Origin of the sequence: Pseudomonas sp. NBRC 111123, assembly GCF_001320205.1 — a bacterium.
In the GTDB taxonomy this organism is placed as follows: Bacteria; Pseudomonadota; Gammaproteobacteria; order Pseudomonadales; family Pseudomonadaceae; genus Aquipseudomonas; species Aquipseudomonas putida_J.
Window position 1 is genome coordinate 1 of the sequence record NZ_BCAZ01000067.1, and the last position, 13,508, is coordinate 13,508.

Here is a 13,508-nt window from a genome sequence, read left to right on the forward strand (position 1 = left end):
CGTGCAGTACCTCCTAGAGGGACCCCACAGATCCCGAAGTCTGTGCAGTACCTGTGGGAGCGGGTTTACCCGCGAAGAGGCCGGTACAGGCGGTATAAATGAAAACGCCCCGAACCAGTCGGGGCGTTTCACTTGCCGCAGCAGCGTCTTACTTGCCTTCCCAGCGCTTGAGCACCAGGGTGGCGTTGGTGCCGCCGAAGCCGAAGCTGTTGCTCATGACCGTGTCGATCTTGGCGTTTTCTTCGGTTTTGCGCAGTACCGGCAGGTCGGCGACTTCCGGGTCCAGCTCGTCGATGTTGGCCGAGCCAGCGATGAAGTTGTTTTCCATCATCAGCAGGCAGTAGATCGCCTCGTGCACACCAGCGGCGCCCAGCGAGTGGCCCGACAGGCTCTTGGTCGAGCTGATCTTCGGTGCCTTGTCGCCAAACACTTCGCGAACGCCTTTCATCTCGGCAACGTCACCGACCGGCGTCGAGGTCCCGTGAGTGTTCAGGTAGTCGATCGGGGTGTCGACGGTGGACAGTGCCTGCTGCATGCAGCGGATGGCACCTTCACCGCTCGGTGCGACCATGTCGTAGCCGTCAGAGGTTGCACCGTAGCCGACGATTTCGGCGTAGATCTTGGCGCCGCGGGCCAGGGCGTGTTCCAGCTCCTCGACCACGACCATGCCGCCGCCGCCCGCGATGACGAAACCGTCACGGTCAGCGTCGTAGGCGCGCGAAGCCAGTTCAGGGGTTTCGTTGCGCTTGGTCGACAGGGCGCCCATGGCATCGAACAGGAACGACTGGCTCCAGTGCTCTTCTTCACCACCGCCGGCGAAGACGATGTCCTGCTTGCCCCACTGGATCTGCTCCAGGGCGGTGCCGATGCAGTGCGCGGAAGTGGCGCAGGCCGACGAGATCGAGTAGTTGATGCCCTTGATCTTGAACGGGGTGGCCAGGCATGCCGAAACGGTGCTGCCCATGGTGCGGGTGACGCGGTATGGGCCGACGCGCTTGACGCCTTTTTCGCGCAGGGTGTCCAGCGCTTCCATCTGGTTCAGGGTCGAGGCGCCGCCGGAGCCGGCAACCAGGCCGGTACGCGGGTTGGACACCTGCTCTTCGGTCAGGCCGGAGTCCTTGATCGCGTCCTGCATCGCCAGGTAGGCGTAGGCAGCAGCGTGGCCGACGAAGCGGTAGACCTTGCGGTCGATCAGTTCTTCGAGGTTGAGGTCGATGGACCCGGAAACCTGGCTACGCAGCCCCATTTCCTTGTATTCCGGGTTGTAACGGATACCCGGACGGCTGTTGCGCAGGTTTTCGGTGACGGTAGCTTTGTCATTGCCCAGGCACGATACGATGCCCAGACCAGTGATAACGACGCGGCGCATGCGAATAACCCTTAGAAATTGTCAGTGGAGGTGAACACGCCGACCCGCAGGGCTTCGGCGGTGTAGATCTCGCGACCGTCGACGCTGACCGAGCCATCGGCGATGGCCATGTTCAGCTTACCCTTCAGGACGCGCTTGATGTGAATGTTGTAGGTGACTTTCTTGGCGGTAGGCAGCACCTGGCCGAAGAATTTCACTTCCCCCGAACCCAGCGCACGGCCACGGCCCGGCAGGCCTTGCCAGCCGAGGAAGAAGCCGACCAGCTGCCACATGGCGTCGAGGCCCAGGCAGCCTGGCATCACCGGGTCGCCTTCGAAGTGGCAGGCGAAGAACCACAGGTCCGGGGTGATATCCAGCTCGGCGACCAACTCACCTTTGCCGTACTTGCCGCCTTCTTCGCTGATATGGGTGATGCGATCGACCATCAGCATGTTCGGCGCGGGCAGTTGCGCATTACCTGGGCCGAACAGCTCACCGCGACTGCAGCGCAGCAGGTCTTCCCGAGTAAAGGCGTGTTGTTTGGTCATGCGAGCTCCTCAATAACCCCCTGTGGCAGGGGATGAATCTTCCCGGCCGACCCTTCTTGCTTCTGGGACGGCAGCCTACAGGTAGACTATTGCGTTGTGGTGAAAGTCACAGCGCACCTGGTGAAAGAAGTACAGGTGTGCACTGAAACGTCTATTTTCAGGTCCGAACAAGGTCCTGTCCAGTACTTAAGACTGCCGCACTTTAGCATTTATCGCCAGTCGCCGCTGTGCGGCCTGGTAACCAGCGCTGCAATACCCGCTGCAACTCGGTGCGGCGGAACGGTTTGCTCAGGTAATCGTTCATGCCGGCGGCCATGCAACGCTCGCGGTCGCCCTGCAAGGCATTGGCCGTCAGGGCGATGATCGGCAATTGGCCGCAGGCCGGCAACAGGCGGATACGCCGGGTGGCTTCGTAGCCATCCACTTGGGGCAGGCGGCAATCCATCAGCACTGCGGCAAACGGCTGCTGCCTTACCTGTTCCACTGCCTGTAGCCCGTCGTGGGCCACGCTGACGTCCATCCCCAGGCTACGTAACATGGCTTCGATGACGCTTTGATTGACCGGATTGTCTTCCACCAGCAGGATGCGCTTACCCACCTCAAGTGGCGCAATGCCCCCAGAGGCACCGGGCCGCGTTGCCGGCGTGTCGATAGCCAGGGGCAGCGGCATTTCCAGGGTAAAGGTCGAGCCCAGCCCTTCGCGGCTTTCACCGCGCAGCTTGCCGCCCATGCGTTCGGCCAAGGTGCGGGCGATCGACAGGCCCAGGCCGGTGCCGCCGTAGCGCCGCGAGATCGAGCTGTCAGCCTGCTGGAAGGCCACGAACATCATTTCCAGGCGTTCGCTGTCGATGCCGATGCCGGTGTCGCGCACGCTGCAGGTAAACCACAGCAATTGCCGGTCGAGCGGCTGCCAGCGTGCCTCGACCTGTACCTGGCCACGCTCGGTGAACTTCAGGGCGTTGCCGATCAGGTTGAGCAGGATCTGGCGAATCCGCGTCGGGTCACCAACCACCTGGGGCTGCGCGCCATCCGCTGGTAACTGCAGGTGCAGTTCCAGGCCGCGTTGCTGGGCGCTGTGCTGGAACGACTGCACGCTGCTGGTGATCAGCTCGCCCAGGTTGAAGTCGATGTGCTCGAGCTCCAGCGTGGTGCGTTCGATCCGCGAGAAGTCGAGAATGTCATTAATGACCTTCAGCAAATGCCCGGTGGACTCGCTCGCCACAGCCGTGTAATCGGCCTGTTCGCTGGTCAGCTGGGTGGTTTCCAGCAGTTGCAGCATGCCCAGCACGCCGTTCATGGGGGTGCGCAGTTCGTGGCTCATCATCGCCAGGAACTCCGACTTGGCGCCGTTGGCCTGTTCGGCTTCCTCGCGTGCCTGGATCAACTGGGCGATGGCCTGCTTCTGTTCGGCGCTGGCCTGGTCCAGGGCGTTTGCCAGGTTGTTGATATGGCGCGCCAGGTGGCCCAGCTCGCTGTCGTCGACCACCGGCAGTGGCGCGTTGTATTCACCCTGCTGGATAGCCTTCACCGCATGGCTCATGTCGCTGATCGGTTTGGCCAGGCTCATGGCCAGACGACGGGCGAGGAGGAAGGTGAACAGCAACGCGAACAGCGCCAGGATGCCTGCCTTGATCACGATCTCCTGCTGGCGCTGGCTGAACGCATCGTCGGACATGCCGACGATCACTCGGCCCAGGTAATCGTCGCCGATGGCCGGTGTTGGCGCTTTGCCCTGTTGCAGGAAGTCGCTGTCCAGGCGGATCTGCTGCAGGCGAATCGGCGCCTGGAACACCTCCACCTGCTGCGCACGGTTGTTGCTCTCGTCCTGCTGCTCGACGTACACCAATATATGGTTGCGGCTGTCTTGCACCTCGAGGAAGCGCACGTGGGGGATGCTCAGGGTGGCACGCATCAGGCCTTCGAGTACTTCATTGTTACCGGATATGACCCCGTACTCGGAGGCGGGCGCCAGCTGGTTGGCAATCAGTTGCCCGGTGTGGTTCAGCTCCTGGCGCAGATCCTGGATCCGCACGAACGTGAAGAAACTGATCAACAGCAAGGTCAGCAACAGCGCCGGGCCCAGGCTGATGATCTGGGTGCGGGTGTGGATGTCCCAGCTCAGGCGTTTGCTCATGGGGTGGGTTCTCCTGCGGCCAGGGCCTTGGCAGTGGCGTTCGGATCGATCGGTTCAAGGCCCAGGGCGCGTGCCACCTGCTGGTTGCCGCTCACGCCGTAGTGCGCCGGGTATAGGCTGCGCGGCCAGCGCGCCGGTGATTGGTCGAGCAACTGGTCGAGCACAGCCAGCCAGTCATCCTGGTCGCTGTAGGTGCTGGCCAGGGCGCCGGCACGGACGAAGCCGGCATTCGGGCCGATCAGTGCCATTTGCCGGCCATAGCTGCTGAGCAGCAGGTTCTTTGCCGTTTTCGGGTTGTATAGCTCGGGGTCGTCGAGGGCGAGCAGCACGTCGCTGTTGCCCAGCAGGTGCTGCAAGGGGCGGCTGTCGCGCTGGTCCGGCCAGTCCTGGGCGACGATTTCCAGGCCCAGCGGGCGTGCCGCCTGGCGCAGTTCGTCGAGCAGAAAATGGCTGTGCTCACCGTACAGCACGCCAATGCGCCGGGCTTGGGGTAACAGGTAGCGGGCCAGGCGCAGTTGCCGGGCCATGGGCGGGTCGCTCCACAGCAGGGTCAGGTACGCGGGGCGCGACTTTCCCAGGCGTTGTTCAGCCTGTACTCGGCTGATGCGCATGGCCAAGGCAGGCGGCCCATTGCTTTCAGCCAGGCGCCACTCCAGTGCGGCGTTGTCGAGCAGCACCAGGCGCACGTCAGCCTTGAGCTGGCCTGGCCGGGCCAGCTCGGCGACGCTCTGGAAGCGCACCTGGTCATGGCTGCGGCGGGCTTGCAGCGCTTCGACGAAGCTGCGCACGCCTGGCTGGTCTTCGCCGCCGACCAGCAGGATTTCGCTGGCGGACAGCGAACCCAGCGGCCACAGGCAGAACAGCAGCAGGCGCAGCAGCCGGGCCATCAGAACTCCAGCTCCGCGCTGACGCTCAGGCGGTGGCGGCTGTCATAACGGTTCTGAATCGATGTGGTCGGTTCGTCGTCCAGGCGTTGCTGCCAGAGCGCGGCCAGTTCCAGGTTGCTGCCTTCGATGCGAAAACGCTTGGCCACGCGCAGGTCGAGGCGCTCGTAACGGTACTGGTTGAGCGCATCGTCGCCGTAGTAGAACAGCGCGCTGGACCAGCCTTCGCCCCATTCGCGCATCCACCCGGCCGAACCACTGTTGCGGGCGGTGTTGGCGCTGTCGGCGGGGTTGCTGGCCCAGGCATCGACATAGGCATAGGTCAGGCGCAGGCGATCGCGTGGCGCCAGGTGCCAGTCGAACTGTGCTTCGCTGCCGGTAAAGCGGGCCTTGTTGGCGTTGCTGGCGATGTACTGATTGTTCTTCAGGGGCTCGCTGATCATTCCGGTGATCTCGTCATAGAACACCTTCACATCCATGTTCAGGTCGATGTCGCTGAAGTAGCCGTTGTAACCCAGCTCGCGCGAGCGCATGCGCTCCTGCTCGAGGTCGCCCGGGCCGCGCGTCTTGACGAAGTATTCGGCATTGCGCTGGCCGAACGCTGCGGGGTTCAGGTTCTTGACCGTGTAGCTCCAGTTGACGTTGTTCTCGAACATGTCCGGCGAGCGCACGGCCTCGGAGTACACCGCGCGCAGGCCGTGGCGTGGCGTGATCAGGTAGTTGACCGCCATGCGCGGGGTCAGTGAGCTGCCGGAAAGGCGCGAATCCTCGAGCATCGCACCACCCTGGAGAATCCAGTGCTCGTCGGCGCGCCATTCCAGCTGGCCGAACAGGCGCCAGGTCTGGTCGTCGATGCTGCCGTTGAAGTAAGTCTGCGAATCGGCGCGATCATAGCGGTAGTTCATGCCGCTGAGCAGGCGCAGGCTGTCGGTCAGGCTCAGGGTGTCCTGGATTTCCAGGTCGTAGCGGGTTTCTCGGGTGCTCTGGTCGACATCGCCACACACCACGTTCTTGCCACCCTGGTTGTTCCACTGGTCTTTGATCGCATCGACCAGCGCCTGTTCTTCGGGGTTGCTGCTGCTCGGCGGGTTGTTCGCCCCTCGGGCGACCTTTTCGGCGAAGTCGGGGTTCATCTGCCACAAGCGGGTCAGCTCGGGGCTGAACGACAGCGCCGCATCGCAGGCGCGCCAGACCTGCTGACGGTCGAAATGCTGCGCCGAGCCCTGCACATACAGGCTGTGCTCGGGGTTGAAATCGATGTTCCAGCGTACTGAGCCGGCGTAGTCCTTGGCGTTGACGTCGGCGTTGTCACCGGTCTGGGTGACGTAGGGGAATACCGGCTGATACGTATACGGCCGCTGGTTGCTGCCTTCTTTGGCCGCCAGTTGCCATTCCAGGGTCTGGTCCGGTGCCAGGACGTGGCTGACACTGAGGTTGAAGCGGTTCAGGCGGCGGCTGTCGCGGTAGTCCTGGCCGAACTGGTTTTCGTCGAAGCCGTCGTCCTGCTGGCCGGACACCGACAGGCGCAGGTCGCCACCGTCCCAGCCGAAACCGTGGCTGAGGTAGTAGTCGTTGATGCCGTCCTGGCCGCGGGTCAGTTTCATCCGTGTACCGTGGCTGTCGGCCGGGTTGCGGGTGAGGATGTTGACCACCGCCATCAGTGCGTTGGCGCCATAGCTGACGGTGTTGGGGCCGCGGAATACCTCGATGCGCTCGATGTCCTCGATGGCCACCGGGATGTCGCTCCAGTCGACCGTGGCCAGGCCGGCACGGTACACCGAGCGGCCGTCGATCAGTACCTGCATGCGCCGTGCTTCGTTGACGTTGCTGCCGTGGTAGTTGACGGTCGGCTGGTTGCCGGCGCCATAGCCGATCATCATCCCGGGTACCAGGCGCAGCAATTCGGGGATGTCGCGGGCGCCGCTGGCGCGGATCAGTTCGTTATCAAGCACGGTCATGCTGCCGGGCACCGCCGCCGGGGATTGTTTCAGGCGCGTGGCGGTCAGAACCTGCGGCAGGTCCGTGTTGTCGATGAACATGTCGTCGGCCATGGCCGAGCCACCGAGCAATGCGGTCAGCAGCAACAGGCGAGGGTAGGGGGGCGGGCCAGGGAACACAGGACAGCCTTGTCTCAGAGTTGAAACAGGCATGGTAACTGACCGGGAAGGTTTTGCCAGTGGCCTGGGTTCGAATTGCCTGCGCGCGATCACACAGGCACCAGAAATACCATGGCGAACCCGAATCAGCCCCGGCACTGGCTCTGTAGCAGGCGCGCCGTATAATGGCTTGGTCGCCACTTAACTTATGGCTTTAACGGATTGAATATGACTGAACAGCACCCTGTTGCAGTTCTGGGAGGCGGCAGCTTCGGCACCGCCGTGGCGAACCTGCTGGCCGAGAATGGCGTGCCGGTGCGCCAATGGATGCGCGACCCTGAGCAGGCCGAGGCGATGCGGGTCAACCGCGAGAACCCGCGCTACCTCAAGGGCATCCGCCTTCAGGACGGTGTCGAGCCGGTCAACGACCTGCTGGCCACCTTGCAAGCCAGCGACCTGATCTTTGTCGCGTTGCCGTCGAGTGCCCTGCGCAGCGTATTGGCGCCGCATGCCGAATTGCTGCGCGGCAAGTACCTGGTCAGCCTGACCAAGGGCATTGAAGCGCAGAGCTTCAAGCTGATGAGCCAGATCCTTGAAGAAATCGCGCCTGAGGCCCGCATTGGCGTGCTGTCCGGCCCCAACCTGGCCCGCGAGATTGCCGAGCACGCGCTGACCGCCACCGTGGTCGCCAGTGAGGACGAGCAATTGTGCCAGCGGGTGCAGGCTGTGCTGCACGGGCGCACCTTCCGCGTCTATGCCAGCAGCGACCGCTTCGGCGTCGAACTGGGCGGTGCACTGAAGAACGTCTACGCGATCATTGCCGGCATGGCCGTCGCCCTGGGCATGGGCGAGAATACCAAGAGCATGCTGATCACCCGTGCGCTGGCCGAGATGACCCGCTTTGCTGTGAGCCAGGGCGCCAACCCCATGACCTTCCTCGGCCTTGCCGGTGTCGGTGACCTGATCGTCACCTGCTCATCGCCCAAGAGCCGCAACTATCAAGTCGGTCACGCACTGGGCCAGGGCCTGAGCCTGGAACAGGCGGTCAGCCGCCTGGGCGAAGTGGCCGAAGGGGTCAATACGCTCAAGGTGCTCAAGGCCAAGGCCCAGGAAGTGCAGGTCTACATGCCGCTGGTGGCCGGCCTGCACGCCATCCTGTTCGAAGGCCGCACACTGAACCAGGTGATCGAGCACCTGATGCGCGCCGAGCCGAAGACCGACGTCGATTTCATTTCCATCAGTGGTTTCAATTGAGCGAAGGAGCAGCACATGAACGATACACCCGAGCGCGCCCAGCGCGAGTCGATCATCCTGCGGGTGCTGTGGATGCTGGTGTTCCTGGTGGTCTGGCAACTGGCCGAGCTGCTGCTCGGCGGCCTGGTGCTGGTGCAACTGATCTATCGCCTGGTCTATGGCGCACCGAGCGCCAGCCTGATGAACTTCGGTGACAGCCTCAGCCAGTACCTGGCGCAGATCGGCCGCTTCGGCACTTTCCATACTGACCAGAAACCCTGGCCGTTCGCCGATTGGCCGGCAGCACGTGCACCGGAAGGCGAGGCGCCCCACGCCGTGGCCCCGGCCGCGCACCCGGTGCGCGACGAGGAGCCCAAGCTGTGAAGCTGTGGGTGCTGCGCCATGGCGAGGCGGAACCGCGCGCCAACACCGACGCCGAGCGGCGCCTGACCGGCCATGGCCGCGAGCAGGTGCTGCACAGTGCTGCGCGGCTGCTTGGCCAGCCGTTGCAGGCGATCATTGCCAGCCCGTACGTACGTGCGCAACAGACGGCCGCTTTGGTGCATGACACCCTGGGCTTCGCCGATCCTGTGCGCACCGTACCGTGGCTGACACCCGACAGCGATGTGCGGCAGGTGATCGGCGAGATCGAGCGTCTGGGCCTGGAGCACGTGCTGCTGGTCAGCCATCAGCCACTGGTGGGGGCGCTGGTCGGCATGCTGGAGCATGGCCATCTGCAGCAGCCAGCGCCAATGAGCACCGCCAGCCTGGCGGAGCTGGAGGGCGACTGGCCGCTGGCAGGGCTGATGGCATTACGCGCGCTCAACGTCCCTGACTGAGCTGGAGCAACTGGTATTATTGCCACTTGCGAACGAGCTGTTGCGCTCCCTGGATCTGCAGCCCACGATTGAACACGTGCAGAACAACGACCGGCTCGATTTCGCCCAGTACAGCCTGCTGCGCGAGGCTGCCCGCCAAGCTCCATCACCTGATGGGTAGAATTCGCAACAGGCTCGAGCAGCGGCCGCTGGATACCCTCCATGTCAAGCAGGACCTGCACGCGCTGCAGCAATCCTGCCTGCGCAGGTCTCACCTGCTGCAAATCCGTTGCCTGGCCTTGCGCCGCCTGCAGCTCGACCTTCAGGACCAAGGCCTGGCCCGCGAGGCGCTGGAAAGCCAGATTGCCTACATGCAGGCCTGTCTGCGCCGTTCGCTGGCCAGTTTCGACGAGTCGGCATGACCTGATTGCCCTTGGCGATGACATTTACAGACGTTGCCGAGTGCCAGCGCGATGCCGACAATGGGCCATCATCCCCCGTCCGGACCAGGCGCCATGTCGCAGCAGATCTTCTTCGCCCATGCCAACGGTTTTCCCTCGGCCACCTACGGCAAGCTATTCGCCGCCCTGGCGCCGGATTACCAGGTCAGTCACCTGGCCCAGCATGGCCATGACCCGCGCTTTCCGGTGGACGACAACTGGCAGAACCTGGTCGATGAACTGCTGCATCACCTGGCGCAGCAGGAGGCGCCGGTCTGGGGCGTCGGCCACTCGCTGGGTGGCGTGCTGCACCTGCATGCCGCCTTGCGTCGGCCCGACCTATACCGCGGATTGGTGATGCTCGACTCCCCGGTCCTGACCCGTGCTGACCAATGGCTGCTGCGCACAGCCAAGCGCTTTGGCTTCATCGACCGTATCACCCCGGCTGGCCGTACCCTCGGCCGGCGTGAAGCCTTCGCCGACCGTGACAGCGCGCGCGACTACTTTGCCAGCAAGTCGCTGTTCCGCCACTTCGACCCTGATTGCCTGGAGGCCTACCTCGAACATGGCCTGCAGGTGGCCGAGCAGGGGTTGCGCCTGCGTTTCGACCCAGCCACGGAAATCAGCATCTACCGCAATATCCCCCACGCCAGCCCGGCGCCAGCGCGTCAGTTGCAGGTGCCCTTGGCGATGGTGTGTGGCGAGCGCAGCACTGTCATCCGCCGCCACCATGCATTGGCGGTGCGCGGCATGCCCCGGGGTGAATACCACAGTGTGCCCGGTGGGCACATGTTTCCGCTGGAGCGGCCGACCGACACGGCCAGCCTGATCAAAGGCCTGTTCGACCGCTGGAGCCAGGCATGAGCGCCCAGGTCGAGGAAGTCCGCCTGAGCCTGGGCCATATCGAACTGGCTGCGCACCTGTTCGGCCCGGCGGACGGCCTGCCGGTGATCGCCCTGCACGGTTGGCTGGACAACGCCAATAGTTTCGCCCGCCTGGCACCGCAGTTGAAGGGCTTGCGCATCGTCGCCCTCGATCTGGCCGGGCACGGTTATTCCGAGCATCGCCCGTTGGGCGCGGGTTACGCCCTGGCCGATTACGCCCACGATGTGCTGAGGGTTGCCGAACAACTCGGCTGGCAGCGTTTTGCCCTGCTTGGGCATTCGTTGGGGGCGATCATATCGGTGCAGCTGGCCGGTGCCTTGCCAGACCGGGTCAGCCATCTGGCCTTGATCGACGGTGTCATTCCGCCCACCGGCGCCGAGCAGGATGCCGGCGAGCGCCTGGGCATGGCCCTGCAGGCTCAACTGCGCCTGGACGGCAAGCGCAAGTCGGTTTACGCGAGCCTGGAGGAGGGCGTGCAGGCGCGCATGAAGGGCATGGTTGCGGTCACTCGGGAAGCCGCCGAGCTGCTGGCCCAGCGCGGCCTGATGCCGGTGCCCGGTGGTTACAGCTGGCGCAGCGACAGCCGCCTGACCCTGCCATCGCCAGTGCGCCTGAGCCAGGCCCAGGCCATGGCCTTTGTGCGGCGGGTGAGCTGCCCGGCCAGCCTGGTGGTGGCCGCCGACGGCATGTTGGCGCGCCACACCGAACTGCTGGAGCAGCTACCCTTTGAGCAGACACTGCTGCCCGGCGGGCATCACCTGCACCTTAACGACGAACAGGGCGCGGCCCTTGTCGCAGACTGTTTCAATCGCTTCCTTGGCTTTGCTTGACTTGCACCGGACAAGTGTCGAGGCTTGGCGGGTTGAACAGGGAGAAAACCATGCAACTGCCAGACATCCTGGAGCTTCAACCCGGCGCGCTGCGCCGCATGGGTCGCCGATGAGCGCGCCCGTTTCCATGCGTACTGCCTTCGCCGCCTGCCTAGTGCTGGCCAGCCCCTTGCTGTGGGCCGGCAGCCTGCCGGTGCCGGTGGACGCCAAGGTGGTCGACCAGCGCCCGGCCGTGGAGCAGGAACGTGTCTACCCCATGGGCCCGTTGCGCAAGATCAGCGGCCGCCTGCGCGTCGAAGACAAGGTCGAAAGCCGAGGCCAGGTCAGTTCGGTCACCTATGAGCTGCCAGTCGAGCGCAGCGCCCGCGAAGCCTTCACCAGTGCCCGCGAAACGCTGCAGCAGGACGGCGGCTACCCGCTGTTCTGGTGCCAGGGCCGCGACTGCGGCGAAGGCAGCCTGTGGGCCAACGATGTGTTCGCCAATGCCCGGTTGAATGGCGGCGACGAGCAGCAGGCATTTATCCTCCTGCGCCGCTCGGCCGAGGAGGCCGACACCCTGGTCGCGCTGTACAGCGTCACCCGTGGCAACCGCCGCGCCTACCTGCATGTGGAAGAGTTCGTCGCCAGCAGCCCGCTGGGTGAAATACTGCCCACCGCCGCCACAGTGCTGCGTGAAATGCGCGACACCGGCAAACTCGACTACCCTGACCTGGCTGCGCCACGGGACAGCTGGGTGACCTTGCTGGCGCGCAGCCTGAACCTCGACAGTACCCTGCGCGCCAGCCTGAGCGGTGCCCAGGCCGGGGCCTGGCGCGAACAGCTGGTCAAGGCTGGCGTGCGTGACGGCCGGCTTGAAGTCGGCGATGCGCCCACCGAGGGCCTGCACCTGGAACTGATCCGTTGAGTGAGCGCCACCATGGCCAATAATGACCGCCTGCTGATCCAGATTCTGCTGCTGGCGCTGCTCGGTGCCGCCCTGTGGGTCATGGCACCGTTCATTTCCGCGTTGTTGTGGGGCGCGATCCTGGCCTTCGCCAGCTGGCCATTGATGCGCCTGCTGACGCGTGCGCTCGGTGGGCGTGAAACGTTGGCTGCCAGCCTGCTGACCACGGCCTGGATCCTGATCGTCGCCTTGCCGCTGGTGTGGCTGGGCTTCAACCTTGCCGACCACATCCGCGACGCCACCGCCTTTGTGCGTGACGTGCAGGTCGATGGCCTGCCCGATGCACCTGACTGGCTTGGCGGCATTCCTTTCGTTGGCGAGCGCCTGGTCAGCTGGTGGCAATCACTCGACCAGCAAGGCGCAGCCTTGCTGGCATCGGTGAAACCTTACTTGGGGCAGGTCGGCAACTGGTTGCTGGCGCGCAGTGCTCAGATCGGCAGTGGCGTGCTGGAGCTGACCCTGAGCCTGGTGTTCGTATTCTTCTTCTACCGTGACGGGCCGCGCCTGTCGGCATTCGTGCTGCGCCTGCTGAACCGGCTGGTGGGCGAGCGGGCCGATTACTACCTGGAGCTGGTGGCCGGGACCGTGCAACGGGTGGTCAACGGCGTGATCGGCACGGCGGCGGCCCAGGCCCTGCTGGCGTTGATTGGCTTCCTGATCGCCGGGGTGCCTGGGGCAATCGTGCTGGGGCTGGTGACCTTCATGCTCAGCCTGATCCCGATGGGGCCACCGCTTGCGTGGATCCCGGCGACCGGCTGGCTGGTATGGAAGGGCGAGTATGGTATGGCGGTGTTCCTCGGCATCTGGGGCACCTTCGTCATCAGCGGCGTGGACAACGTGCTCAAACCGTACCTGATCAGCCGCGGCGGCAACCTGCCGCTGGTGATCGTGCTGCTCGGCGTGTTCGGCGGGTTGATCGCCTTTGGCTTCATCGGCCTGTTCATCGGCCCGACCTTGCTGGCGGTCGGCTACAGCCTGCTGCTGGACTGGAGCCGCAATTCGGCGCAGCCCCAGCAGTGAGCCTGCACTGGCCTTCGCGCGGGTAAACCCGCTCCCACAGGATCGCCATAGCCTTTGAATTCGGTGCGGCCTCTGTGTGAGCGGGTTTACCCGCGAAGAGGTCAATGCAGGCATTCAACAAACCTCATCTTTACGCATTCTTTATTCCCATCCCCACCCCCTGATCTCGCCCCTTTACGCCTCTTCCTCGGACAATTCCCTCAAAGCGGTCAACGCCGCACCACGGGGGAGTTCCACTCATGTACATGCTCGACGGTCTGTCACTGCTGCTGGCAGTGGCGTTGGCGGTTTACCTGCTGGTGGCGCTGCTGCGCGCCGATCGCAGCTAG

At 64.3% G+C, this 13,508-nt stretch carries 13 protein-coding genes and 1 pseudogene; 9 read left to right on the forward strand and 5 right to left on the reverse strand.

The window, feature by feature from the left end; all coding sequences use genetic code 11:
• Positions 1-148 precede the first annotated feature (148 nt).
• From fabB to APH27_RS23875, 5 genes are all read right to left on the reverse strand, one after another.
• A complete protein-coding gene (gene fabB, locus APH27_RS23855) occupies positions 149-1,369 on the reverse strand; it encodes a beta-ketoacyl-ACP synthase I (RefSeq protein ID WP_027919058.1) in 1,221 nt (406 codons plus the stop codon).
• An 11-nt stretch (positions 1,370-1,380) separates the two neighbouring features.
• Positions 1,381-1,896: a 3-hydroxyacyl-[acyl-carrier-protein] dehydratase FabA gene (gene fabA / locus APH27_RS23860; protein WP_012315334.1), complete on the reverse strand. Its 516-nt coding sequence runs from the start codon at positions 1,894-1,896 to the stop codon at positions 1,381-1,383.
• Positions 1,897-2,098: 202 nt separating this feature from the next.
• Positions 2,099-4,030 carry an ATP-binding protein gene (locus APH27_RS23865; protein ID WP_027919059.1) on the reverse strand — a complete coding sequence of 644 codons (1,932 nt, stop codon included), beginning with the start codon at positions 4,028-4,030 and terminating at the stop codon, positions 2,099-2,101.
• Positions 4,027-4,917 (reverse strand): ABC transporter substrate-binding protein, encoded by an 891-nt coding sequence (locus APH27_RS23870; RefSeq protein WP_027919060.1) that lies wholly within the window; start codon positions 4,915-4,917, stop codon positions 4,027-4,029. Before APH27_RS23870 ends, APH27_RS23865 begins: the two co-directional genes overlap by 4 nt.
• A complete protein-coding gene (locus tag APH27_RS23875; RefSeq protein WP_177331722.1) occupies positions 4,917-7,064 on the reverse strand; it encodes a TonB-dependent siderophore receptor in 2,148 nt (715 codons plus the stop codon). Before APH27_RS23875 ends, APH27_RS23870 begins: the two co-directional genes overlap by 1 nt.
• A 174-nt stretch (positions 7,065-7,238) precedes the next feature.
• On the opposite strand from APH27_RS23875, the gene APH27_RS23880 reads away from it, so the two are divergent.
• The 9 genes and pseudogenes from APH27_RS23880 (at position 7,239) to kdpF (ending at position 13,508) form a co-directional block, all read left to right on the forward strand.
• Positions 7,239-8,264 carry an NAD(P)H-dependent glycerol-3-phosphate dehydrogenase gene (locus APH27_RS23880; protein ID WP_027919062.1) on the forward strand — a complete coding sequence of 342 codons (1,026 nt, stop codon included), beginning with the start codon at positions 7,239-7,241 and terminating at the stop codon, positions 8,262-8,264.
• Between the two features lie 15 nt (positions 8,265-8,279).
• A complete protein-coding gene (locus APH27_RS23885) occupies positions 8,280-8,627 on the forward strand; it encodes a DUF4389 domain-containing protein (RefSeq protein ID WP_027919063.1) in 348 nt (115 codons plus the stop codon).
• Positions 8,624-9,082 carry a phosphohistidine phosphatase SixA gene (gene sixA / locus APH27_RS23890; RefSeq protein ID WP_060486063.1) on the forward strand — a complete coding sequence of 153 codons (459 nt, stop codon included), beginning with the start codon at positions 8,624-8,626 and terminating at the stop codon, positions 9,080-9,082. The genes APH27_RS23885 and sixA overlap by 4 nt, the downstream gene beginning before the upstream one ends.
• Before the next feature lie 19 nt (positions 9,083-9,101).
• A pseudogene (locus tag APH27_RS23895) lies at positions 9,102-9,483 on the forward strand (hypothetical protein).
• Positions 9,484-9,576: 93 nt separating this feature from the next.
• The gene (locus APH27_RS23900; protein WP_027919066.1) at positions 9,577-10,365 is read left to right on the forward strand and encodes an alpha/beta fold hydrolase; all 789 of its coding nucleotides are present in this window, start codon (positions 9,577-9,579) and stop codon (positions 10,363-10,365) included.
• Positions 10,362-11,216 (forward strand): alpha/beta hydrolase, encoded by an 855-nt coding sequence (locus APH27_RS23905; protein ID WP_060486064.1) that lies wholly within the window; start codon positions 10,362-10,364, stop codon positions 11,214-11,216. Before APH27_RS23900 ends, APH27_RS23905 begins: the two co-directional genes overlap by 4 nt.
• 109 nt (positions 11,217-11,325) lie before the next feature.
• Positions 11,326-12,120, forward strand: coding sequence for a DUF4892 domain-containing protein (locus tag APH27_RS23910; protein WP_060486065.1), 795 nt, complete (start codon positions 11,326-11,328; stop codon positions 12,118-12,120).
• A 12-nt stretch (positions 12,121-12,132) separates the two neighbouring features.
• The gene (locus APH27_RS23915) at positions 12,133-13,179 is read left to right on the forward strand and encodes an AI-2E family transporter (protein ID WP_060486072.1); all 1,047 of its coding nucleotides are present in this window, start codon (positions 12,133-12,135) and stop codon (positions 13,177-13,179) included.
• 239 nt (positions 13,180-13,418) lie between these two features.
• On the forward strand, positions 13,419-13,508 hold the full coding sequence (kdpF, locus tag APH27_RS23920) for a K(+)-transporting ATPase subunit F (RefSeq protein ID WP_033696222.1): 90 nt from the start codon (positions 13,419-13,421) through the stop codon (positions 13,506-13,508).

Coding starts and splice junctions, on each gene's coding strand:
- APH27_RS23880 (WP_027919062.1), top strand. CDS start 7,239: ATGACTGAACAGCACCCTGTTGCAGTTCTGGGAGGCGGCAGCTTCGGC.
- kdpF (WP_033696222.1), top strand. CDS start 13,419: ATGTACATGCTCGACGGTCTGTCACTGCTGCTGGCAGTGGCGTTGGCG.
- APH27_RS23900 (WP_027919066.1), top strand. CDS start 9,577: ATGTCGCAGCAGATCTTCTTCGCCCATGCCAACGGTTTTCCCTCGGCC.
- APH27_RS23865 (WP_027919059.1), bottom strand. CDS start 4,030: ATGAGCAAACGCCTGAGCTGGGACATCCACACCCGCACCCAGATCATC.
- APH27_RS23905 (WP_060486064.1), top strand. CDS start 10,362: ATGAGCGCCCAGGTCGAGGAAGTCCGCCTGAGCCTGGGCCATATCGAA.
- APH27_RS23910 (WP_060486065.1), top strand. CDS start 11,326: ATGAGCGCGCCCGTTTCCATGCGTACTGCCTTCGCCGCCTGCCTAGTG.
- fabA (WP_012315334.1), bottom strand. CDS start 1,896: ATGACCAAACAACACGCCTTTACTCGGGAAGACCTGCTGCGCTGCAGT.
- APH27_RS23885 (WP_027919063.1), top strand. CDS start 8,280: ATGAACGATACACCCGAGCGCGCCCAGCGCGAGTCGATCATCCTGCGG.
- APH27_RS23870 (WP_027919060.1), bottom strand. CDS start 4,917: ATGGCCCGGCTGCTGCGCCTGCTGCTGTTCTGCCTGTGGCCGCTGGGT.
- APH27_RS23915 (WP_060486072.1), top strand. CDS start 12,133: ATGGCCAATAATGACCGCCTGCTGATCCAGATTCTGCTGCTGGCGCTG.
- APH27_RS23875 (WP_177331722.1), bottom strand. CDS start 7,064: ATGCCTGTTTCAACTCTGAGACAAGGCTGTCCTGTGTTCCCTGGCCCG.
- fabB (WP_027919058.1), bottom strand. CDS start 1,369: ATGCGCCGCGTCGTTATCACTGGTCTGGGCATCGTATCGTGCCTGGGC.